Below are 21093 nucleotides of genomic sequence, written 5' to 3'. Positions count from 1 at the left end.
CTTCACCCCCAGCGCTTCCGAAAGACCCGCCAGATCCCGCGCGCCAGCACCAGCCACGCCAGAAAGCCGAGCCCCACCAGCACGAACTTCGTCCGGGTGATCCCGGCGATCGCGCGCGCCGGGTTGTCGCTGAGGGTCTCGACCCAGCCGATGGTCTGGAGGTTCTCCGCCAGGTCCGCCGCCGCCGCCCCCAGCACGATCAGGCACAGCACCGGCAGCACGTATCTTCTGGCGAAGGTCGGCGCGGAGGCCCGCTGCAGCGCGACCAGGAAGCCGGAGATGAACATCGTCGCGTAGAGCAGCACGAAGAGGTTGTCCACGCCGGCGCGCACCATGAAGCGGATCGGCGATGCGCGCCCCACTTCGAAGAAGGGCGCGAGCGAGGTCTCGCAGGCCGCGCGCGTCACGCAGAACCTCGTGCTGCCGCCAAAGTACAGCGCGTCGAAGATGCCGAAGAGCAGCATCACGACCAGGCTCAGGAACAGCGCCACCCCATGCATGTCGACCAGGGCACCGTCGCGCGAGGGCAGCGGCCTGGCCTTGGGGCGCCCGAACAGGGACAGCAGCCGCCCCACGAACCGGGTCGAGTGGGCCGCCGGTTCGGCCGGCTGCGCCACCGGCGCGGGCGCGGGGCCGGCCGGGCGCGGCGGAAACAGCGCGCCATGCTGGTTCAGGCACTCCTCGGCGATGAAGGCCCCGAGCCTGCGATAGCTCTCGAACTGGCTCTCGTCGAAGAACTGGTCCGAGGTCGCCTGCTGCGGAAAGGGCGGGTTCTGCGAGGCGTAGTTCAGCACGTCCACCGGCTCGTCGCGGCTGCGGGTCATGGAGGGCTTGATCAGGATCAGCGTGCCGTCCTGCGCCGGGTCCATCAGGTCGTAGTGGATGACGCCCTTGGCGTAGCCTTGCAGCGACTGCATCTGCTCGTCGCCCTCCAGCAGCGGCAGTTCGGGCAGATCGATCTCCACGCCGAGGTCGACGCGGCACTTGCGCACCGTCTCCGCGAGATCGCCCATCCTGCGTTCGGGATCGGCCCCCGCGTCGACCACCAGGATCGTCGAGCATCGGCGTCGCACGAGTTCATAGATGCCCAGGTTGTCGAAATGACCGCCATCCGACAGGTACACGAAATTCCGGCTCTCGTTGCTGTAGCCGAAGAGTTCCTGCAGCAGCGGCACCAGCCCGAAGCGGGGGCTGGGCTTGCGCCACATCTCGCGCGCCGGGTTGGCGCTCCAGCGGCCCAGGCGCACGTTGAACAGCGTCAGCACGAAGGCGCGCGCCGGCCGGCTCGCATGGCCCATGTTGGGGCTGACGGCGGCGCCCGATGTGGCGAGCGCCATGCCGAGCGTGAAGCCCTTTTCTTCCACGTCGTTCGCGCCGTACTCGGCCGTCAGCCGGTAGCCCGGCTGGGCCCCGGTGGCGGGGTCGTCGATGGCCGTCGAGTCGCCCTGCGTGCGTTCCAGCGAATAGCCGCAGACCACCGGCGTGAAGATGAAGGACGCCGCCTTGCGCTCCTGCCATGCGAGGTTGTTGCCCTGCGTGATGTTGAGCGCGGTGTTGATGATGTGCAGCGGCCGCTGCGCGCGCGACCTGGTCGTGCCCGTGGCGTCCACGCTGCCGCCCAGCGCCGAGAGCGGCAGGTCGTCGGCATCGTCGAGCCCGGTGAAGGGCTGCTCGTTGCGCGAGGCCTGGTTGCTCGCCCCCAGGTAGCAGCGCACGAGGCGGTTCTTGTACATGTTGTGCAGCGAGAACTTGTTGATGTCCACGCGCGCGGCGAAGAGCATCACGATGCCGAAGAGCCCCAGCAGCGCGATGGCCGGCATGCTGATGTAGCCGCCGAGCACCGAGGCATCCTCGATCGCGCCGAAGGCGTTCATGTAGGCGTGGAGGGTCGTGGCGAGGGATGGGTCCTTGTCGGCCGGCGGGGCGACGGTGTAGGCGAGCTGGCGGCCGGGGCCGGTGATCTCGTAGGTGGCTTTCGCCACGGCCGTCGGCGGGGCGAGCGCGCCGAGCGGCACATCCGCCAGCCGCAGCAGGCTCCACGAGACCAGCGCCGAGAGCACCACCAGCAGCCCGGCGATGAACACCGTGGCCGCGATGTTGAGCGCGCTGTCGACGTTCATCTGCATGCGCTTGGAGGCGGCCTCGGGTTTCTTGAAGAGCACGGTGGCCAGCAGGCTGCCGATCCATCCCGTGCCCAGCAGTCCGATCCAGTGGCCGATCTGCGTGAAGAGCCAGTGCAGCAGCGGCAGCGTGAGAAAGGCCAGCGCGATCCAGACCGCCCAGCCCGTGCCCAGCGAGAGCAGCCACGCGTTGAGCCGGCTCCACCACTCGCGGCTGCGTTCGAAGTACACGCGCCCGACCATGCCGGTGAAGACGGTGGTGGCGACGCCGAAGGCGAACACCACCGCGGGCGGGCCGGCCAGCAGCAGCATGATCTGCCGCTGCATGTCCGTGGCGCTGTCGAGCAGAGCGTGCCAGCCGATGTAGAGCGCCATCAGGACGAGGATGCCGGCGGCGAAGGCGATGGGCGCGGCGAGCGCGATCACCGCGAAGTCGCCCGGCTTCATGCGCTCGTCGCGCGGCTTGAGGTATTCGGCCACGGCCCAGGTCGCGAGCAGCAGCACCAGCAGGATGCCCACATAGGCGCAGGCGTACAGGGCGTCGCGCCCCGTCTTCGCCGGCCCGCTGCCGAGCCAGACCGCCGTGAAGCCGCAGGCGAGTAGCCCCGGCGTGACCACTGTTGCCACCACGCCCGGCGTCGAGATGAGCCAGTTGCGCTTGCGCTTGGTCTTCATGCTCTGCTGCCAGAGGTTGTAGCCCACCACGCCGAAGAACATGATGCCGAACCAGGCGCCCGCGAAGCCGAAGGTGACGTAGTAGGGCGCGCTGAAGCGCACCAGTTGAAGCAGCAGGAAAGGCATCACCAGCACGGCGCAGAGGAAGCCGAGGATGACGACCGCATTCAGCGCGACATTGCGCAGCCAGGTGGTGAGGAGCGTGAGCGCATCGAAGGACAGGAGGCCGACGCGGGGCGCGAGGTAGTTGCTGTAGCGGCGCAGCCAGGTCACCTCGCTCGGCTCGGCCGCGCTCGGCGAGCCCTTGCTGCTGAGGCTGCCGGACTCGCCCAGCCGCGCCTGCACGTCGGTCATGCCCGCGCGGTGGACCCAGGCGCTGAGCCAGCTGCCGATGTAGCCGCCGCCCGAGACGGTGGAGAGATAGTCGAAAGAGGCGAGCTTGCCGCGCGCGGCCAGGGCCTGGAGCACGCCGAGGCTGAAGGTGGCGCTGCGGATGCCGCCGCCGGACAGGGCGAGGCCGATGAGCGGGCGCGTGGGCGGCGTGGGGGTGACGGGCGCCTCGGGGCTGATGGGGAGGGTGCGGGCGAAGGCGACGGTGGCGTGGACGGGGTTCTCGGGGGCGATGACCTCGGACTCGATGGCCAGGGCCTGTCCCATGCGGAGAGCGGGGATGACCCGGGAGGGGCCTTCGGCCGTGGCCTCGGTGTCAGCGGCGGCGCGGGCAGCGCTTTGTTGCAGCACGTCCGTCATTGTTCTTTTCCTTGTGGAGCTGACGGGGGACTCTATCGATGCGCGAGCGCGCGGGACATCCACCGTTTGAGGTAGGGGGTGGACCGGCTGCCCGGGGCGCTACGATGCCGGGACAACCACCTTGGGACCTCGCGCAGATGACTGGCAAGATGCTGTTCGGTGAGCCATGCGCTCCGGCCCGCGCCACCGCGGGCTTCCTTCGGCTGATGCTGGTGTGCGCCTGCCTTCTCGCGGCAGGCTGCGCCACCCGGCCGGCGCCGGGGCCTTCCGCGCCGCGCCTGGCGCCGCTCTCGTCGGAGCAACTGGATGACATCGCCATCCATGCGCTGGGCCTGGTCGGCACGCCTTACCGGTACGGCGGCAACACGGTCGACGGCGGATTCGACTGCAGCGGGCTCATCAACTACGTCTACCGCAGCCGGATGGGGACCGCGCCGCCGCGCACCGTGGCGGAACTCTCGGGCTTCGGCCAGCCGGTCAGCGCGGGCGCGATGCGCTCCGGCGACCTCGTGCTCTTCGGCCGTGGCCGGCCCACGCACGCGGGCATCTATGTGGGCGACGGCCGCTTCGTGCATGCGCCCTCGTCGGGCGGCGATGTGCGGCTCGACAGCCTGGGCGACGTGTACTGGTCGCGGCAGCCCCTGCAGGTTCGCCGGCCCTGAACCGAGGAGGCGATCGCCACTGGAGGGGAAGGGCGGCGGTCGTCATACTGGCGCTTTCTTGAGGAGATCGCATGTCGACAATTCAGCAGGATGAGTGGTTTGCGGCGTTCAAGGCCTACGAGGCCAAGCTGAATGCGTACCGCGGCCTGATGGCGCTGGTCGCCGCGGGCGAGCCGTTCGACAAGCAGCAACTGAAGGAGGAGACGGAGGAACTGGACGTGCTGCACAAGGTGTTCATCGACAGGGGGAAGCCGTTCACGGGCTTGTAGGGAGCAGTGGACTTTACCTGCGGTTCACCCACTTCGTTTGCGTTCCATGCCAATCTTCAACTCGTTGAACCAACGAGGATGTGATTGATGGCAAAGAGCAGGCGGGCACTGGTCCTCGGCGTGGCGGTGACTTCATTTGCAAGCCTCGGTCATGCGCAATTCGGCGGTGGAGCCGCAGGCGGCGGCAGGCGAGGCCGCGGCGCGGAACAGGCCCCCGGTGCGCACGCGACCGAACAACCACTGTCCAGCGAAGCGCGCGCCAGTCAGATTAGGGAACAGCTCTATGACCTGCGCGTGCGGCTTGCCATCACGCCCGAGCAATCCCCGCTGTGGGACAGCTTCGATGCAAAGGCGTGGGACTGGGCATTGGGCAAGTCATCGGCGCGCCCGATCGACCCGGACGGGCTCACCGCTGTCCAGGCGATCGACCGCAAGGTCGCCGCATTCAGGAGTGACGCGAGACGAATGGATGAAGTCGGCGAGGCCGTCCGGAAGCTTTACGCAAGCTTGACGGAGGAGCAGCGGCAGGTCGCCGATCGTTTTCTGCCGCCGGCCGTGCTCTGAGAGCAGCCGCATTCACTACCGCGACTTGGCCCCGAAGATCCCACCCAGCACCCCCCGCAGGATCTCCTTGCCCACGGTCGTTCCCATCGTGCGCACAGCCGATTTCGCCATCGTCTGCGCCAACCCATCGTGCTTTCCGCCGCGCGGCCCGGTGGAGCCGAAGAGAATCTCGTTGAGGCTGCCCATCAGCCCGCCGGAGCCTTGCGCCGCCGCGGCTCCAGGCTTCCCGGCCACCACCACAGGCGCGTCCGGCGCGCTCGCGGCCCGGCCCTTCAGTTTCTCGTAAGCCGACTCCCGATCCACGGTCTTCTCGTAAACCCCGGCCACCAGCGAGCCCGCGATCAGTTGCTGCCGCTGCGCCGGCGTGATCGGCCCCATCTGGCTCCCAGGCGGCAGCACGTACACGCGCTCGGTGACCGTCGGCCGCCCCTTGTCGTCGAGAAAGCTCACCAGCGCCTCGCCCACCGCAAGCTGGGTGATCGCGGTCTCGATGTCCAGGCCCGGGTTCTGCCGCATCGTCGTCGCCGCGGCCTTCACGGCCTTCTGGTCCCTCGGCGTGAACGCGCGCAGCGCATGCTGCACCCGGTTGCCCAGCTGCGCCAGCACTGAATCCGGAATGTCCAGCGGGTTCTGCGTCACGAAGTACACCCCCACGCCCTTGGATCGCACCAGCCGCACCACCAGCTCGATGCGCTCCACCAGTGCCTTCGGCGCCTCGTTGAACAGCAGGTGCGCCTCGTCGAAGAAGAACACCAGCTTCGGCTGCTCCGGGTCGCCGATCTCGGGCAGCTGCTCGAACAGCTCCGACAGCATCCACAGCAGGAAGGTCGCGTAGAGCCGCGGCGAGTTCATCAGCTTGTCGGCGGTCAGGATGTTGATCACGCCCTTGCCGTCCTGCGTCTGCATGAAGTCCTGGATGTTGAGCATCGGCTCGCCGAAGAACTTCTCGCCGCCCTGGCTCTCGATCTGCAGCAGGCCGCGCTGGATCGCGCCCACGCTCGCCGCGCTGATGTTGCCGTACTCGGTCGTGAACTGGCCCGCGTTCTCGCCCACGTGCTGCAGCATCGCCCGCAGGTCCTTCAGGTCCAGCAGCAAGAGGCCGTTGTCGTCCGCGATCTTGAAGACGATGTTCAGCACCCCGGCCTGCGTTTCGTTCAGGTCGAGCATGCGCCCCAGCAGCAGCGGCCCCATGTCCGACACGGTGGCCCGCACCGGATGCCCCTGTTCCCCGAACACGTCCCACAGCGTCACGGGGCAGGCCGCGGCCTCGGGCGGCTCGATGCCGCGCTCCTTCAGCGTGGCGGCCATCTTGTCGCCGATGCTGCCCTTCTGGCTCATGCCGGTCAGGTCGCCCTTGACGTCCGCCATGAACACCGGCACGCCGATGCCCGAGAGCTTCTCGGCCATGGTCTGCAGGGTCACGGTCTTGCCGGTGCCGGTGGCGCCGGTGATCAGGCCGTGGCGGTTGGCGAGGCCCGGGAGCAGGGCGCATTCGGTGGTGCCGTGGCGGGCGATGAGAAGGGGGTCGGCCATGGGGGTTCCCTGTCGGTCGGTGAGTCGTTGGAATGCGGAAGTCTAGCGAAGCCGCCCTCCTATAATCCCGCCCCTGTGCCCTAGTTGTCTTACGTTCCCGGAGTTTGCCCTTGTCATCGACTGCCCAGCCCCCCCATCACGCCGTTGGCGATGCACCCGAACAGACCGCGCTCGAGAACGAACTGGCCGTGCTGCTGGTCGAATCGCTGAACCTCGAAGTCGCGCCGTCGGACATCGAGCCCACGGCGCCTCTCTACGGCGAGGGGCTCGGGCTCGACTCGATCGACATCCTCGAGGTCGCCCTCGAAGTCTCCCGCAAGTACGGGTTCCAGCTGCGTTCCGACGATGAGCGGAACCAGCAGATCTTCCAGTCGCTGCGCAGTCTTGCGACCCACGTCGCGCAGAATCGCGGCGCCACCTGATCCATGTCTCGATGGCGCCTGGCGCTCCTGCTGCTCGCGGGGGTTGCCTATGCCGGCGTCTCCCACTGGATGATGCTGTACCACGCGGCCGCGCCCTGGGCGGTCGGCGTGCTGCTGGGCCCTTTGTGGCTCACGGGCCTGGGCCTGGCGGGTAGCCGCTTCGGCGTCCGGGGCCTGGCGGCGGCCGGCATCCTGGGCCTGCTCGTCTTCGCGCTGGTGCTGCACGGCAACGCGGGGGACCCCGACCGGCTCTACGTCTTCCAGCATGCCGCCATCAATGCCGTGCTCTGCGGATGGTTCGGCGGCACCCTGCGTGGCGGCCAGCTCTCGCTCATCGGCCAGTTCGCGCAGCGGGTGCATCCGCTGACGCCCGCCATCCGCGCCTACACGGCGCAGGTGACGCGCGTCTGGACGGGGTATTTCGCGCTGATGGTGGTGGCGTCGATCCTGGTGTACGCCTTCATGTCCTTCGCCGCCTGGTCCTTCCTCGCGAATCTGCTGTCGCCGGTGCTTGTCGTCGGCCTCTTCGTGGGCGAGCATCTGCTGCGCTACCGGCTGCATCCGGAGTTCGAGCGCACCCGCATGATCGATGCGGTGCGCGCCTTCTACAACGCCGCGCCGGCCGATTCCTCGGGCCGGTGACGACCGACAGCCACCTCTCGGAGAGACTCTCGCGGTGACCGACATTTCCACTTTGCCGCTGCTTGCGGATCGCGACCTCGATGCGCCGCTGGCATGGCGCCTTGGCGTGCCGGTGAGCGGCCACCAGTTCCTGGCCGACGTGGCGCGCTTCGCGGCGGTGCTGCCTGCCAGCGGCACCGCCATCAATCTTTGCGTCGACCGCTATGCCTTCGCCGTCAGCCTGGCGGCGGCGCTGGTGCGCGGCCAGACCAGCCTGCTGCCGCCCGACGCCCGGCCCGACACGCTGGCGCGGCTGAGCACGGCCGACGACGGCACCTACGCCATCAAGGACAGCACGCAGACGGAGACCCCCGGGCTGCCCAACGTGCTGATCGAAGAGCGAGCGCCCGTGGACGCATCGCTGGCCGCCGGCCACCCGGTGCCCGGCATCGCGCGCGCGCTGCACGCCGTGAGCCTGCTGACCTCTGGCTCCACCGGCTTGCCGCAGCCGCATGCCAAGGCATGGCACACGCTCGTGAGCAACATCGCCGCCGCGGCCGGGCGGCTCGCGAGCCTGCTCGGGCGGCCATCGCTCGCGGGGCTGACGCTGGTGGCGACGGTGCCGGTGCAGCACAGCTACGGCCTCGAATCCTCCGCGCTGCTGGCCTTGCTGGGCGGCGCCGCATTCGACAGCGGCCGGCCCTTCTTTCCGGCGGATGTCGCGAAGACGCTGGCCTCGGTGCCGCGCCCGCGCGCGCTGGTGACCACGCCTTTCCACCTGAAGACCTTGCTGCTTTCGGGCATCGAGCTGCCGCCGGTGGACCTGATCCTCTCGGCCACCGCGCCGCTCTCGCCGCAGCTCGCGGCGCAGGCGGAGGAGGCGATGGGCGCCTCGATGATCGAGATCTACGGCAGCACCGAATCGGGCCAGGTGGCGACCCGGCGGCCGACGCAGAGCGAGGTCTGGGAGACCTTCGGCGACATCCGCGTGCGCGCGGAGCACCACGACGACAACGGCGGCGAGCGCTTCATCGTCGAAGGCGATTTCATCCACGAGCCGACGCCGATGGCCGACATCCTGGAACTGGTCGACGACCGGCGCTTCCGCCTGCTGGGCCGGGCCAACGACCTGATCCATGTGGCGGGCCGGCGCAGCTCGCTGGGCTATCTCAATCATCACCTCAACAGCATTCCCGGCGTGGTGGACGGCGCCTTCTGGCTGCCGGACGACGTGACCGACGGCGTGGTGCGCCCGGTCGCCTTCGTGGTGGCGCCCACGCTCGATGCGCACGCGATCATCGCGGCGCTGCGCGAGCGGGTGGAGGCGGTCTTCGTGCCGCGCCGGGTGGTGCATGTGGCGGCCTTTCCGCGCGAAGGCACGGGCAAGCTCACGGCGCGCTCGCTGCGGGAGTTCGCGCTCTCGCAGCTTGCCTGCGACGACACCCCGGTGCGGCTCACGCGCGAGGTGCCGGCGGACCATCCGGTCTTTGCCGGCCACTTCCCCGGCCAGCCGCTGGTGCCCGGGGCGCTGCTGCTGTCGGAGGTGCTGGAGGCGGTGCGCGGCGTGCCCGCGCTGGCGGCGCGCATCGGCGCGCAGCCCACGCTGGCGGCGGCCAAGTTCCTCGCGCCGGTGCGCCCGGGCAGCACGCTGCTGATCGATCTCATCCCCGAGACGGGTGCCTCGCGCGGGTTGCGCTTCGAGGTGCGTTGCGGCGAGGTCGTCGCCGCCAGCGGGCGATGGACCCCCGAAGCAGGCGCGGCGGCATGAGCGCAGGGCCCCCGGAGGCCGGCGACGCGAAATCGCGCCAGGCCGATTGGGCACGCATGCCCGAGCGCAGCAACCTGCTGGCCTTGCGCGTGATCTGCTGGATCGCGATCACCTGCGGCCGGCCGCTCACGCGGCTGATCCTGCATCCGATCTCGCTCTACTTCCTGCTGTTCTCGCCGGCGCAGCGCCGCCACATCAAGCGCTATCTGTTCCGCGCCATCGGGCCCGGGGCCGGCTGGAGCGACGGCTACAAGCTGCTCCACACCTTCGCCTCGACGGTGCTGGACCGCATCTATTTCCTGCGCGGCCGGCTGGACCTGTTCGACATCCGCGTTCATGGCAACCTGCCGGTGGAAGCCGAGGCGCGCGCGGGTCGGGGCGCCTTCCTGCTGGGCGCGCACGTCGGCAGCTTCGAGGCCATGGGCGCCTGCAAGCAGCACAGCGAGGACCCGGACGACCTCCGGCTCGCGATGCTGATGTACCAGGACAACGCGCAGCAGATCAGCCGCGTGCTCAATGCCATCAGCCAGCCTGAGATGCGCCCGCACGTGATCGCGCTGGGCCGGCCGCATTCGATGCTCGCGGTGCGCGACTGGCTCGACGGCGGCGGCCTGGCGGGGCTGCTGGCCGACCGCACGCTGCCCGCGGCCGAAGACGGGGGCAAGAGCGGCAGCAGCATCTCGCTGCCCTTCCTGGGCACGCCGGCGCTTTTCAACGACGGGCCGTTCCGGCTGGCGGCCTTGTTGCGCCGGAAGGTGTATTTCATGGCGGGCGCCTACGCCGGCGGCGCCCGTTACGATGTATTTTTCGAACCGCTGGCGGATTTCAGCGAGCGCGTGTCCGACCCGGCCGAGCGCGAACGCCGCATCCGCGCCGCGCTCGAAAGCTACGTGGCACGGCTGGAGGCCTTGTGCCGTGCCTACCCGTACAACTGGTTCAACTTCCATGATTTCTGGCTCGAAGATTCGGTTTGACCGCTGGCGCAGAGGCCTGCTGCTGGCGGCGCTGGCGCTGTGCGCGTCGTCGGCATGGGCGCTCGACCTGCCCGAGCTGATGGGCCTGCTGGCCAGGCAGAAGAGCGGGGAAGCGCGCTTCACCGAGCAGCGCTTCGTGCGCGGCATCGAAGGGCCGCTGGACGCCAGCGGCACGCTGAGCTTCACCGCGCCCGACCGGCTCGCCCGCCGCACGCTGTCGCCGCGCCCCGAATCGATGGTGGTGGAGGGCAACACCCTGACCCTCTCGCGCGGCGGACGCACGCGCACCATGGCGCTCGACAGCATGCCCGAGCTGCTCGGCATGGTGGAGGCAATGCGCGGCACGCTGAGCGGCGACAGCGCGACGCTGCAGCGATACTTCCGCAGCACGGTGTCCGGGTCTTCCTCGGGATGGGCGATCGAGCTGCAGCCGACCGACGATCGGCTGGCCGCCCAGGTGCGCACGGTGCGCATCAGCGGCAAGGCAGGCGAGGTGCTCGGCGTGGAGATGGAATTCATCGGCGGCGACCGCTCGGTGATGAACATCGTGCCCGAGCGCGGCGCGGCGCGGCCGGTTTCTGCACCCGCACGGCAGACGCCGTGACGGGCAGGGCCCAGGGCTCCGGCCGGCGTCGCGCCACGCTGGCGATCGGCATCTGGCTGCTGCTGCTCGCGATCGGCGCCACGCTGATCGCGCGCACCCATTTCAGCGCCGACCTCTCGGCCTTCCTGCCCGCGAGCCCGGATGCGCGGCAGCGCGTGCTCATCGAGCAGCTGCAAAGCGGCGTGGCCTCGCGCACGCTGTTCATCGGCATCGAAGGCGGCAAGGACGCCACGCAGCGCGCCGGCGTTTCCCGCGCCGTGGCCACGGCCATGCGCGAGAGCCGGCGCTTCGAGCAGGTCCAGAACGGCGACACCAGCGACTGGACGGCGGCGGGCAGCTGGCTGCTCGACCATCGCTACCAACTGGCGCCCGATGTTTCCCCGGAACGCTTCACCAGCGCCGGGCTGCGCGACGCCATCCTCGACACGCTCTCGACGCTCGGCACGCCGGCCGGCAACGCGGTCAGGCCGCTGCTGGAGCGCGACCCGACGGGCGAGATGCAGCGCATCGCCGAAGGCCTGATCCCCGCGAGCGCGCCACGCAGCGAGGCGGGCGTGTGGGTGTCGCGCACCCACCCGCGCGCGCTGATGCTGGCCACCACGCGCGCGGCGGGGAGCGATCTCGATGCGCTGGCGGTCGATATCGCCACCGTGCGCCGCGCCTTCGACGCGGCCACCCGCGGGATGGGCGATGCCGGCCCCCGGCTGCTGCTGAGCGGCTCGCCGGTGTTCTCGGTGGAGAGCCGGGACAAGATCAAGGGCGAGGCGATGCACCTTGCCGCCATCGGCGGCGTCGTCATGGGCGCCTTGCTGCTGCTGGCCTTTGCCTCGCCGCGCGCGCTGGTCATTGCGCTGCTGCCGGTTGCGACCGGGGTGGTCGCGGGCACGGCCTCGGTGAGCCTGGTCTTCGGCCAGGTGCATGGCCTGACCATGGGCTTCGGCAGCACGCTGATCGGCGAGACGGTCGACTACGCCATCTACTACCTCATCCAGGCGCGCGGCGCGGCCGTGCCGGGCACCGGATGGCAGCGCTGGCGGGACATCCATTGGCCGACGGTGCGCCTGGGCCTGCTGACCTCGGTGTGCGGCTTCGCGGCGCTGGTCTTCTCGGGCTTCCCTGGCCTGGCGCAGCTCGGCGTGTTCTCGCTCGCGGGCCTGATTGCCGCAGCGCTGGTGGCCCGCCATGTGCTGCCGGTGCTGGCGCCCGATGGCGCGACCGGCATGGGCATGCGGCGGCAGATGGCGCAGGTCGCGGGCGTGATCGTGCGCGGCCTGCCGCGCCTGCGCTACGTCTTCGTCGGCCTGGGTGTGGCGGCGCTGGCGCTGGTGCTGTGGCAGGGCGGCCACCTGTGGCGCGCCAACCTGTCGGCGATGAGCCCCGTGCCGCAGGCGGCTCAGAAGCTCGACGAGGAACTGCGCGCCGACATCGGCGCCAGCGAGGCGGGCACGCTGGTCGTGGTGCATGGCGCGGACGAGCAGGCGGCCCTGCGCAACACCGAGGCGGCCGGTGCGCGGCTGGAGGCCCTGGTGGACAAGGGCGACCTGGCGGGCTACGAAACGGTCACGCGCGTGCTGCCCAGCGCGGCGGCGCAGGCGGCGCGCATCGCGAGCCTGCCCGATGCCGCGACGCTGCGCGCGCGGCTGGGCGAGGCCACCCAGGGCCTTCCGCTGCCGGCGAGCCGGCTCGAGCCCTTCCTCGCCGATGTCGAGGCGGCGCGCAAGCAGCCCGTCATTCAGGGCGCCGACCTCCAGGGCGGGCCGCTGGGTGCGCTCATCAACGCGCTGATGTTCGAGCGGCCGGGGGGAGGGTGGTCGGCGCTGATCTCGCTGCATCCGGGCGCGACTTTCGACCAGGCCCGCCTCGCGAGCGCGCTGGCGGGGCTGCCGGAGGTCCAGGTGATCGACGTCGGGCATGAGCTCGCCAGCCTGTACGACCACTATCTGCACGAGGCCTTCGTGCAGGTGCTGCTGGGCGCGCTGGCGGTGGTGGTGCTGCTGGGCGCCTACCTGCGCTCGGGCCGCCGGCTGCTGGCGGTCTGCCAGCCGCTGGTGGTGGCCGTGGTGCTGACGCTCGGCGGCATGGCCGTGCTGCAGGTGCCGCTGGGCATCCTGCACCTGGTGGGCCTGCTGCTGGTGGTGGCGGTGGGTTCGAACTACGCGCTCTTCTTCGACCAGTTGCGCGAGACCGGCCGCGCGGACGAGGACACCCTGGCCTCGCTGATGCTCGCCAACCTCACGACGGTGGTCTCCTTCGGGTTGATCGCGATCTCGGACATCCCCGCGCTGTCGGCGATCGGCCGCGTGGTGGCGCCCGGCGCCCTGCTGGCGCTGCTGTTGTCGGCCGCCTTCGCGCGCGCCATGGGGCCGGCCCGGCCGGCCGCTTCCTGAGGGGGCATGATGGGAAAATCGACGTCCTCCCCCATGCACCCATCCACGCCCGTTCCCGCCGCTCCCGAATCCTGGCCCTGGCCGCCCATCATGCGCGCCAGCCTCGCCTGGCATGCGCTGGCCATCGGTGCCGGCGTGCTGGTGCCGGGCGCGGCGCCTTGGGCGATCGGCGCGATCGTGCTCAACCATGCGCTGATCACGGGCGCGGGCCTCACGCCGCGCAGCAGGCTGCTGGGGCCCAACCTCACGCGGCTGCCGCAGCCGGCCGTGGCGCGCCGCGAGGTCGCCATCACCATCGACGACGGCCCGGATCCGGAAGTCACGCCGCGCGTGCTGGACATGCTCGACGCCCACGGCCAGCGCGCCACCTTCTTCTGCATCGCCGAGCGCGTGCTCGCGCATCCGGACCTGGCGCGCGAGATCGTGGCGCGGGGCCACAGCATCCAGAACCACACGGCGCGCCATCGGCACAACTTTTCCTTTCTCGGCCCGCGCGGCTTCGCGGCCGAGATCTCGCGCGCGCAGGACGTGCTGCAGGAGGTCACGGGGCAGCGCCCGACCTGCTTTCGCGCGCCCGCGGGCCTGCGCAATCCCTTCCTGGCGCCGGTGCTGCATCGCCTGGGCCTGTCGCTGGTGAGCTGGACGCGCCGCGGCTTCGACACGCGCGAGGGCGACGCGGCCACCGTGCTGGCGCGCCTCGCGCGCGGTCTGCGCGCGGGCGACATCCTGCTGCTGCACGACGGCAATGCCGCGCGCACGGCGGCCGGCCTCGCGGTGGTGCTGGAGGTGTTGCCGGCCTTGCTCGCCCGCATCGAGGCCGAGGGCCTGCGCGCCGTGACCTTGCCGGAGGCGATGGGAGCATGAGTGCCCGGCTTTCGCAAGACGACGCCTGGCGTGAACTGCATGAAGCCGCCACCGCGCCCTATCGGCAGGCGGGCCGCTTCGCCTGGCATTTCGCGCGTGGAAAGCTCGGGCACGACCCGGTCTTTCGCGGCCTTGTCGAGCGCGGGCTCATCGGTGAAGCGCACCGCCGCGTGGTCGATATCGGCTGTGGCCAGGGCCTGTTCGCGAACCTGCTCGCCAGCATGGGCGCGATGCAGTCGCAATCCGGCCGCTGGCCCGCCGCGTGGCTCCAGGCGCCGGTGGCGGTCGACTACACAGGCATCGAGCTGATGTCCAGGGATGTGTCGCGGGCCGAGGCGTCCGTGGGCCGACTGCGGCCCGTGCCGCGGTTCGTCTGCGGCGACATGCGCACGGCGCCCTTGCCGGCCTGCGACCTGGTCGTGATCCTCGACGTGCTCCACTACGTCGACCACGCGGCGCAGGAGCGCCTGCTCGACCGCGTTCGGGAAGCCCTGCAGCCGCGAGGGCGCCTGCTGCTGCGCGTCGGCGACGCGGCGAACCGTCGCTGCTTCGCGATCAGCCAACGGGTGGACCGCACGGTGACGCGGGTTCGCGGACATCGCGTCGCCCCCACCTGGGGCCGGCCGCTCGAAGAATGGATGGCGCTGTTGCGGCGCCTTGGTTTCTCGGTCCGCAGCATTCCCATGAGCAAGGGCACGCCCTTCGCGAATGTGTTGCTGGTGGCCGATCTGGAGGAGTCTCGTTGACCGCACCGCAAACCCTCGACCGCGCCGGCATCGCCCGGCGCATTCCGCACAGCGGCACCATGTGCCTGCTGGAGCACCTGGCATCGTGGGATGAGAACGCCATCCACTGCACGACCACCACACACACGCATGCGGACAACCCCTTGCGCACCGCGAGCGGGCTGCTGTCGCCCAACCTGATCGAATACGCCGCGCAGGCGATGGCGCTGCATGGCGGGCTGCTCGCGGCGGAGGGCAGCGAACCCTCGGCCGGCTTCCTGGCGAGTGCGCGCAACGTGCGCCTGGCGGTCGAGCGCATCGACGACATCGAGGGTGCGATGCATGTGCATGCGCGGCGCATGTCCGGCGACGTCAACCAGATCCTCTACGAATTCGCGGTCAAGGACGCGCGGGGCCATGCACTCGCCGAAGGCCGCGCGATCGTCGTTCTCAACACCCCGCTTGCCAAGGAAGAAAATCCATGAGCCTCGACACTCCACTCGCCGGAAAGCGAGCCCTCGTCACCGGCGCCAGCGGTGCGCTCGGCGCGGCCATCGCGCAGCGCCTGGCGCGCGACGGCGCCACCGTGCTGCTGCATGCCAATTCGCGGCCCGAGTCGGTCGAGCAACTGGCGGCCACCATCACGGCGGCGGGCGGCAAGGCCGAGTGCCTAGTGTTTGACCTGCGCAGCGACGAGGCCTCGGCCGCCGCCTGCGCCCGCATGCTCGAAGGCGGGCCGGTGCAGATCATCGTGAACAATGCCGGCGTGCACGACGACGCCGTGCTGCCGGGGATGAAGGCCGAGCAGTGGCACAAGGTGATCGACGTTTCGCTCAATGGCTTCTTCCGCGTCACGCAGCCGTTGCTGCTGCCGATGCTGCGCACGCGCTGGGGGCGCATTCTCAATATCTCGTCGGTGGCCTCGCTCACGGGCAACCGCGGCCAGGTCAATTACGCGGCGGCCAAGGGTGCGCTCAACAGCGCGACCAAGGCGCTGTCGCTCGAAGTGGCGGCGCGCGGCGTGACGGTCAATGCGATTGCGCCGGGCATCATCGCCTCGCCGATGGCCGATGGCGCCTTCGATGCCGCGATGATCAACCAGATCGTGCCGGCCAAACGCGCCGGCAAGCCCGAGGAAGTGGCGGCGCTGGCCGGCTTCCTTGCGAGCGACGAGGCGGCCTACATCACGGGGCAGGTCATTTCGATCAATGGCGGGATGATCTAGCCGTTGCCGCTCAGGGCTGGAAGGGCGGCAACCGGCGCAGCTTGCGCAGCAGCAGCACCGGCAGCCGCAGCAGGAACTCGAGCATCAGCCGCCCATGCATCCAGCTCAGCAGCAGGTTGTCGCGCACATAGTGGAAGTGCGAGACGCCGCCCTCGGCGGCCGTGAGGTACTTCACCGGTGCGTCGATGTTCACCGGCTTCACGCCGCGCCACGCGAGGCGCACCACCGCCTCGGTATCGAAATCGAAACGGCGCATCCAGGGTTGACGCTCCATCGTCTCGATCAAGGGCACGATCGGGTACACGCGAAAGCCGTAGAGCGAGTCGCCGATGCCGGCAAACAGGGTCTCCAGCTGGGTCCAGCCGTTGGAGATGCGCCGGCCGCGCACGCGCAGCAGCGGGGCGCTGGCGTCGAAGATGGGACGCCCCAGCACCATGGTCTCGCGCCTGGCCAGCGAAGCCTGCATGAATTTCGGGATCAGGTCCGCCGGATGCTGCCCGTCGGAGTCCATGGTGAGCGCATGCGTGTAGCCCGCTTCCCTGGCCGCGCGCAGGCCGTGCAGCACGGCCGCGCCCTTGCCCTGGTTCTGCGGCAGCACCCACACGCGCAGGCCGGGGTCGGCCTCGGCCATCGTGAGCAGCCGTTCGCCGGTGCCGTCGGTGCTGCCGTCGACCACCACCCACACCGGGTTCCATTGCGCGCGGGCGGCGCTGACCGTCGAGAACAGGCGCTCGCCCGTGTTGTAGCTGGGAATCAGGACAAGGTGGGTGCGCGAGACGAGGGGCATGCTGGCTGCGCATCGGAGGCGCGCTGTTCCATGTTTTGGCGAAAGTACTGTTCGAGTTGTTGCATCAGCGCGGCACTGTCCTGCATGGGCTCGAAACGCTGCCCGAGCCGCAAGTTGAACACGATCGGAAGCGGCGGCACGCGCCACAGCGGCCATCCCTTGCGAAGATAAGGCGAGTCGGTGTCGATGAAGACGGTCTGGATCGGGGCATTCGCCATCTTGGCGATCAGCGTGACGCCCGGGCGAAAGGGGTTGAGCGGCGGCGCAACGGTGCGCGTGCCCTCGGGAAAGACCACCAGCTGGCCTCCGCCCTGCAGGTCTTCCACCGCGCGCCGGACCATGGTGCGAGGCAGGTCGTTGGGGATGTAGCGCGCCAGCCGGGCCCCGCCGCCGAGGAAGACGTTCCTCATCAGCTCGGCCTTCATGATGCAGGCGCTGCGCGGCAGGCGCGCGACCAGCAGCAGGGCGTCGAGCATGGTCGGATGGTTGGCGACGAAGATCAGCCCGGGTTCGTCGCGCAGCGCATCCAGGCATCCGGCGTTGATGCGCATCATGCCGGTGGCCGAGGCGGTGGCCCAGAACAGGCGGTAGCTGCGCGCGATCACGAGTCGGCCCAGCCTGCGGCCGAGGGCGGCCGGCAGCACCGGATAGAGCAGCATGGCGATCAGGTTCCAAAGCAGCGACACGCTGCCCAGCAGGAACAGCAGGGCGTAGAGCGGCAATGCAAGAAGAATGGAAAGCGGGCGGCGAAGCGGCCGATTCATCGCATCTCGCGCGTTCAGGGCCGCAGTGCTCCGGCGGCCACCGCGTGCGCCTCGATCTCCACCAGCAGGTCCTGGCGGCAGATGTCGGCTTCGAGGTAGACGGCATGGCTCACCGTGTGGGCCCGCGGGCCCAGCGCATCCTGCAGCACCTGGCGCACGCTGGGCGCGTCGCTCACGTGCCGCACGTAGACGACGCAGTCCAGCTTCGAGAGGTCGAACTGCGTGGTGGCGCGTTCGTTGGCGGCGGCGATGACCGCGCCGAGATTGCGCAGCGTTTCCTCGGTCTGCGTCTTCACCTGGCCGACGTGCACCGTCTCGTGGCCGACGATGCTGGCCGTGCCCGAGATGAAGAGCGCGACGTCGCCGCCGCCGATCTCGGCCAGCGCGGCGCGCGAGAAGGTCGGCGAACGCGGGCCGTAGGTGGGCGGATAGCGGTAGGCCGAGACCTGGCGCGGGTTCTCGACCGGCAGCGGCGCGACGCGCCCGGCCAGGAAGCGGATGCACAGCGCGCCCTGGTGGATGCCCAGCGCGCAGGCGGCGGGGGCGCCTTCGAAGGCGGCCTGACCGGCCTCGACGAAGGCCTGCTGGCGCCCGGCGTTGAACTGGCGGTAGCGCTCCAGGCCGCCGCCGTCGGCGTTGATCTGCGGCAGGTAGTTCCACACCCGAAGCAGATGCGCGCAGCCGGTCTGCGCCAGGGACTCGAAGAGGTCGCGGTAGGCGCGGTGGGCGAGGGTGGTCAGCGGCTGCTTCTCGACGGCTTCGTCGAGGTCGATGGCGCCGAGCATCCAGTGGCCGTCGCAGCGCCAGCGCACCACGCCGGTGGTGCCGGATTCGATGTGTTCGCTGGCATGCCAGACGTCCGCCATGGCGCCGGCACCGGAGAGGACGCGCGCGTTGACGGTGGGCATCCAGGCAAGGTCGGCGGGCGTGCCGTAGCCGAGCGCGCCGAAGGGCGCGCTGCCGCCGGTGGCCAGCGCAAGGCTGTCGGCCAGCGAAAGGCGCTCGACGCGCAGGGGTGGCGACCCCAGGTGATCGCGCGCGCTCACCGGACCCCGGCGCTGTTTTCGCCGACGAGCGGCCCGAGGTCGCGGATGTTGGAAAGCAGCTCTCGTGCGGGCCGCGCGAGGGGAGGGCGCTCGAATGTTGTCATGGGGGCGTTCATGCGCTTAGGGGATTCCAGGGATGATGTCCGCGGGGAGGACGGGCGCTTCAGGGGCGGATTATCCCCAAAAAGGACCAGCCTCTCGCCGCCAGTCGTGCGGCCATGCTCCCGCCGTTGTGTGCGCCGGACAGTAAACTCACAGCCTGCTTTGAAAACACTAGACAGCGAGATATAGAGCCATGGCCGGACACAGCAAATGGGCAAACATCCAGCACCGCAAGGGCCGGCAGGACGAAAAGCGCGGCAAGCTCTGGACCCGCGCCATTCGTGAAATCATGGTGGCGGCACGCGCGGGCGGCGGCGACCTCAGCGCCAATCCGCGCCTGCGGCTGGCGGTGGAGAAGGCCAAGGCGGTCAATCTGCCCGCCGATACCGTCAAGCGCAACATCGACAAGGCCACGGGCAACCTCGAAGGCGTCAACTACGAGGAAATCCGTTACGAAGGTTACGGAATCGGCGGCGCCGCGATCATCGTCGACACCATGACCGACAACCGCGTGCGCACGGTCGCCGAGGTGCGCCACGCCTTCTCCAAGCACGGCGGCAACATGGGCACCGAGGGCTCGGTGGCCTTCCAGTTCAAGCATTGCGGCCAATTCATCTTCGCGCCCGGCACGAACGAGGACAAGGTGATGGAAGCGGCGCTCGACGCCGGCGCCGAGGACGTCGTCACCGATGACGACGGCGCGATCGAGGTGCTCACGGCGGTCGGCGACTTCGAGAAGGTGAAGAACGCGCTGGAAGCGGCCGGCCTCAAGCCCGAGGTGGCCGAGGTCACGATGCGGGCCGAGAACACCATCGAGCTCAGCGGCGAAGAGGGCGCGAAGATGCAAAGACTGCTCGACATCCTGGAAGACCTGGATGACGTGCAGAGTGTTTATCACAACGCGGCGATTTCCGAATGAAGGTACTGGTGATCGGGGGAGGCGGCCGCGAGCACGCATTGGCGTGGCGCCTGGCGCAGGCCGTGCGGGTCAGCCGCGTGTACGTGGCGCCGGGCAATGGCGGGACGCGCGCGGACACGCGCTACGAGTGCATCGACATCACCGAGCCCGCCGCGCTGCGGGCCTGGGCCCAGAAGGAGAAGATCGCGCTGACGGTGGTCGGCCCCGAGGCGCCGCTGGCCGCCGGCGTGGTCGACGAGTTCCGCGCCCACAACCTGCGCATCTTCGGCCCGACCCAGGCCGCCGCGCAGCTCGAGAGCTCCAAGGCCTTCTCCAAGGCCTTCATGAAGCGCCACCACATCCCCACGGCCGAGTACGAGGCCTTCACCGATGCCGAGGCGGCGCACGCCTATGTCACGGCCAGGGGCGCGCCGATCGTGGTCAAGGCCGACGGCCTGGCCGCAGGCAAGGGCGTGGTGGTGGCGATGACGGTCGAGGAAGCACACGAGGCGATCGACTTCATGCTGCTGGACAACAAGTTCGGCGTGACTCACAACGAGGGCGAGGACGGCAAGGCCGCGCCCCGGGTCGTCATCGAGGAATTCCTGCAGGGCGAGGAAGCCAGCTTCATCGTGCTGTGCGACGGCAAGAACGTGGTCGCGCTCGCCACCAGCCAGGACCACAAGCGCCTGCTGGACGGCGACGAAGGGCCCAACACCGGTGGCATGGGCGCGTATTCGCCGGCGCCGGTGGTGACCGCCGAGGTCCATGCCCGCGCCATGCGCGAGATCATCCTGCCGACCATCCGCGGCATGGAGATGGACGGCATCCCCTATACCGGCTTCCTCTATGCCGGGCTCATGATCGACGCCGCCGGCCATCCGAAGACACTCGAATTCAACTGCCGCATGGGCGACCCGGAGACGCAGCCGATCATGCTGCGTCTCAAGTCCGACCTGTTCGAGGTCTTCTGGCATGCGACCGACGGCACGCTCGACCAGGTGGAGCTCGAATGGGACCGCCGCGTCGCGCTCGGCGTGGTGATGGCGGCCCACGGCTATCCGCTCGCGCCGCGCAAGGGCGACGTCATCCGCGGCATTCCGCCGGAGGCGCCCGACGCGGTGGTGTTCCATGCGGGCACGACGCTCGAGGCGGGCGAACTCAAGAGCAGCGGCGGGCGCGTGCTGTGCGTGACCGTGCTGGCCGACAGCGTCAAGCAGGCGCAGCAGCGCGCCTATGCGCTCGCCGCGCGCATCCACTTCGATGGGGCCCAGTACCGCAGGGACATCGGGCACCGGGCGGTCCATGCGCGTGGCCAATAATCGCTCGAAGA

Annotated in this window: 20 protein-coding genes; 15 read left to right on the top strand and 5 right to left on the bottom strand. The window is 69.8% G+C overall.

Going from position 1 to position 21093, the window contains the following annotated elements; all coding sequences use genetic code 11:
• Window positions 1-2: 2 nt before the first annotated feature.
• Complete coding sequence (locus tag AC1DNF_RS04910) at window positions 3-3545, bottom strand: patatin-like phospholipase family protein (RefSeq protein ID WP_478147431.1); 3543 nt, start codon at window positions 3543-3545, stop codon at window positions 3-5.
• 137 nt (window positions 3546-3682) lie between these two features.
• Here AC1DNF_RS04910 and AC1DNF_RS04905 point away from each other — a divergent pair, with 137 nt between their 5' ends.
• The 3 genes from AC1DNF_RS04905 (at window position 3683) to AC1DNF_RS04895 (ending at window position 5040) form a co-directional block, all read left to right on the top strand.
• Window positions 3683-4207, top strand: coding sequence for a C40 family peptidase (locus AC1DNF_RS04905; protein WP_478147430.1), 525 nt, complete (start codon window positions 3683-3685; stop codon window positions 4205-4207).
• Between the two features lie 71 nt (window positions 4208-4278).
• Window positions 4279-4476, top strand: a complete 198-nt coding sequence (locus tag AC1DNF_RS04900; RefSeq protein WP_478147429.1) for a hypothetical protein — start codon at window positions 4279-4281, stop codon at window positions 4474-4476.
• 120 nt (window positions 4477-4596) lie between these two features.
• Complete coding sequence (locus AC1DNF_RS04895) at window positions 4597-5040, top strand: Spy/CpxP family protein refolding chaperone (RefSeq protein ID WP_478147428.1); 444 nt, start codon at window positions 4597-4599, stop codon at window positions 5038-5040.
• Between the two features lie 15 nt (window positions 5041-5055).
• Here AC1DNF_RS04895 and AC1DNF_RS04890 read toward each other — a convergent pair whose 3' ends face one another.
• Window positions 5056-6573, bottom strand: coding sequence for a helicase HerA-like domain-containing protein (locus AC1DNF_RS04890; protein WP_478147427.1), 1518 nt, complete (start codon window positions 6571-6573; stop codon window positions 5056-5058).
• A gap of 110 nt (window positions 6574-6683) precedes the next feature.
• On the opposite strand from AC1DNF_RS04890, the gene AC1DNF_RS04885 reads away from it, so the two are divergent.
• From AC1DNF_RS04885 to fabG, 10 genes are read left to right on the top strand one after another with little or no spacing between them, the layout of a single operon-like run.
• A complete protein-coding gene (locus tag AC1DNF_RS04885; protein ID WP_478147426.1) occupies window positions 6684-6995 on the top strand; it encodes a phosphopantetheine-binding protein in 312 nt (103 codons plus the stop codon).
• Window positions 6996-6998: 3 nt separating this feature from the next.
• Window positions 6999-7637: a COG4648 family protein gene (locus tag AC1DNF_RS04880; protein ID WP_478147425.1), complete on the top strand. Its 639-nt coding sequence runs from the start codon at window positions 6999-7001 to the stop codon at window positions 7635-7637.
• 34 nt (window positions 7638-7671) lie between these two features.
• Window positions 7672-9384 (top strand): AMP-binding protein, encoded by a 1713-nt coding sequence (locus AC1DNF_RS04875; RefSeq protein ID WP_478147424.1) that lies wholly within the window; start codon window positions 7672-7674, stop codon window positions 9382-9384.
• On the top strand, window positions 9381-10358 hold the full coding sequence (locus AC1DNF_RS04870) for an acyl-CoA synthetase (protein ID WP_478147423.1): 978 nt from the start codon (window positions 9381-9383) through the stop codon (window positions 10356-10358). Before AC1DNF_RS04875 ends, AC1DNF_RS04870 begins: the two co-directional genes overlap by 4 nt.
• A complete protein-coding gene (locus tag AC1DNF_RS04865) occupies window positions 10330-10962 on the top strand; it encodes a LolA-related protein (protein ID WP_478147422.1) in 633 nt (210 codons plus the stop codon). The genes AC1DNF_RS04870 and AC1DNF_RS04865 overlap by 29 nt, the downstream gene beginning before the upstream one ends.
• Window positions 10959-13349: an MMPL family transporter gene (locus tag AC1DNF_RS04860; RefSeq protein WP_478147421.1), complete on the top strand. Its 2391-nt coding sequence runs from the start codon at window positions 10959-10961 to the stop codon at window positions 13347-13349. The genes AC1DNF_RS04865 and AC1DNF_RS04860 overlap by 4 nt, the downstream gene beginning before the upstream one ends.
• Before the next feature lie 9 nt (window positions 13350-13358).
• Entirely contained in the window at window positions 13359-14213 is an 855-nt protein-coding gene (locus tag AC1DNF_RS04855) for a polysaccharide deacetylase family protein (protein ID WP_478147420.1), read from the top strand.
• Window positions 14210-14959: a class I SAM-dependent methyltransferase gene (locus AC1DNF_RS04850; protein WP_478147419.1), complete on the top strand. Its 750-nt coding sequence runs from the start codon at window positions 14210-14212 to the stop codon at window positions 14957-14959. The genes AC1DNF_RS04855 and AC1DNF_RS04850 overlap by 4 nt, the downstream gene beginning before the upstream one ends.
• Window positions 14956-15423: a hotdog family protein gene (locus tag AC1DNF_RS04845; protein ID WP_478147418.1), complete on the top strand. Its 468-nt coding sequence runs from the start codon at window positions 14956-14958 to the stop codon at window positions 15421-15423. The genes AC1DNF_RS04850 and AC1DNF_RS04845 overlap by 4 nt, the downstream gene beginning before the upstream one ends.
• A complete protein-coding gene (gene fabG, locus AC1DNF_RS04840) occupies window positions 15420-16163 on the top strand; it encodes a 3-oxoacyl-ACP reductase FabG (protein ID WP_478147417.1) in 744 nt (247 codons plus the stop codon). Before AC1DNF_RS04845 ends, fabG begins: the two co-directional genes overlap by 4 nt.
• Before the next feature lie 10 nt (window positions 16164-16173).
• Here the strand turns inward: fabG and AC1DNF_RS04835 are convergent, their stop codons facing one another.
• The 3 genes from AC1DNF_RS04835 to AC1DNF_RS04825 are packed head-to-tail and all read right to left on the bottom strand — an operon-like array spanning window position 16174 to window position 18760.
• Window positions 16174-16950 (bottom strand): glycosyltransferase family 2 protein, encoded by a 777-nt coding sequence (locus AC1DNF_RS04835; protein ID WP_478147416.1) that lies wholly within the window; start codon window positions 16948-16950, stop codon window positions 16174-16176.
• Window positions 16917-17714: a lysophospholipid acyltransferase family protein gene (locus AC1DNF_RS04830; protein WP_478147415.1), complete on the bottom strand. Its 798-nt coding sequence runs from the start codon at window positions 17712-17714 to the stop codon at window positions 16917-16919. Before AC1DNF_RS04830 ends, AC1DNF_RS04835 begins: the two co-directional genes overlap by 34 nt.
• A 14-nt stretch (window positions 17715-17728) precedes the next feature.
• Complete coding sequence (locus AC1DNF_RS04825) at window positions 17729-18760, bottom strand: chorismate transformation FkbO/Hyg5 family protein (RefSeq protein WP_478147414.1); 1032 nt, start codon at window positions 18758-18760, stop codon at window positions 17729-17731.
• A gap of 295 nt (window positions 18761-19055) precedes the next feature.
• On the opposite strand from AC1DNF_RS04825, the gene AC1DNF_RS04820 reads away from it, so the two are divergent.
• The gene (locus AC1DNF_RS04820) at window positions 19056-19781 is read left to right on the top strand and encodes a YebC/PmpR family DNA-binding transcriptional regulator (protein ID WP_478147413.1); all 726 of its coding nucleotides are present in this window, start codon (window positions 19056-19058) and stop codon (window positions 19779-19781) included.
• Window positions 19778-21082 carry a phosphoribosylamine--glycine ligase gene (purD, locus tag AC1DNF_RS04815; RefSeq protein WP_478147412.1) on the top strand — a complete coding sequence of 435 codons (1305 nt, stop codon included), beginning with the start codon at window positions 19778-19780 and terminating at the stop codon, window positions 21080-21082. Before AC1DNF_RS04820 ends, purD begins: the two co-directional genes overlap by 4 nt.
• The last annotated feature ends 11 nt before the right edge of the window (window positions 21083-21093 follow it).

Source organism: Variovorax sp. 01T432, from assembly GCF_056398605.1.
The sequence above is the reverse complement of the archived record's forward strand: the minus strand, read 5'-3'. Positions and strand labels throughout refer to the sequence as shown.

Excerpts from the sequence above, each read along its gene's own strand:
- AC1DNF_RS04910 (WP_478147431.1), bottom strand. The coding sequence starts at position 3,545 with ATGACGGACGTGCTGCAACAAAGCGCTGCCCGCGCCGCCGCTGACACC.
- AC1DNF_RS04905 (WP_478147430.1), top strand. The coding sequence starts at position 3,683 with ATGACTGGCAAGATGCTGTTCGGTGAGCCATGCGCTCCGGCCCGCGCC.
- AC1DNF_RS04900 (WP_478147429.1), top strand. The coding sequence starts at position 4,279 with ATGTCGACAATTCAGCAGGATGAGTGGTTTGCGGCGTTCAAGGCCTAC.
- AC1DNF_RS04890 (WP_478147427.1), bottom strand. The coding sequence starts at position 6,573 with ATGGCCGACCCCCTTCTCATCGCCCGCCACGGCACCACCGAATGCGCC.
- AC1DNF_RS04880 (WP_478147425.1), top strand. The coding sequence starts at position 6,999 with ATGTCTCGATGGCGCCTGGCGCTCCTGCTGCTCGCGGGGGTTGCCTAT.
- AC1DNF_RS04870 (WP_478147423.1), top strand. The coding sequence starts at position 9,381 with ATGAGCGCAGGGCCCCCGGAGGCCGGCGACGCGAAATCGCGCCAGGCC.
- AC1DNF_RS04865 (WP_478147422.1), top strand. The coding sequence starts at position 10,330 with ATGATTTCTGGCTCGAAGATTCGGTTTGACCGCTGGCGCAGAGGCCTG.
- AC1DNF_RS04855 (WP_478147420.1), top strand. The coding sequence starts at position 13,359 with ATGGGAAAATCGACGTCCTCCCCCATGCACCCATCCACGCCCGTTCCC.
- AC1DNF_RS04850 (WP_478147419.1), top strand. The coding sequence starts at position 14,210 with ATGAGTGCCCGGCTTTCGCAAGACGACGCCTGGCGTGAACTGCATGAA.
- fabG (WP_478147417.1), top strand. The coding sequence starts at position 15,420 with ATGAGCCTCGACACTCCACTCGCCGGAAAGCGAGCCCTCGTCACCGGC.
- AC1DNF_RS04835 (WP_478147416.1), bottom strand. The coding sequence starts at position 16,950 with ATGCCCCTCGTCTCGCGCACCCACCTTGTCCTGATTCCCAGCTACAAC.
- AC1DNF_RS04830 (WP_478147415.1), bottom strand. The coding sequence starts at position 17,714 with ATGAATCGGCCGCTTCGCCGCCCGCTTTCCATTCTTCTTGCATTGCCG.
- AC1DNF_RS04820 (WP_478147413.1), top strand. The coding sequence starts at position 19,056 with ATGGCCGGACACAGCAAATGGGCAAACATCCAGCACCGCAAGGGCCGG.
- purD (WP_478147412.1), top strand. The coding sequence starts at position 19,778 with ATGAAGGTACTGGTGATCGGGGGAGGCGGCCGCGAGCACGCATTGGCG.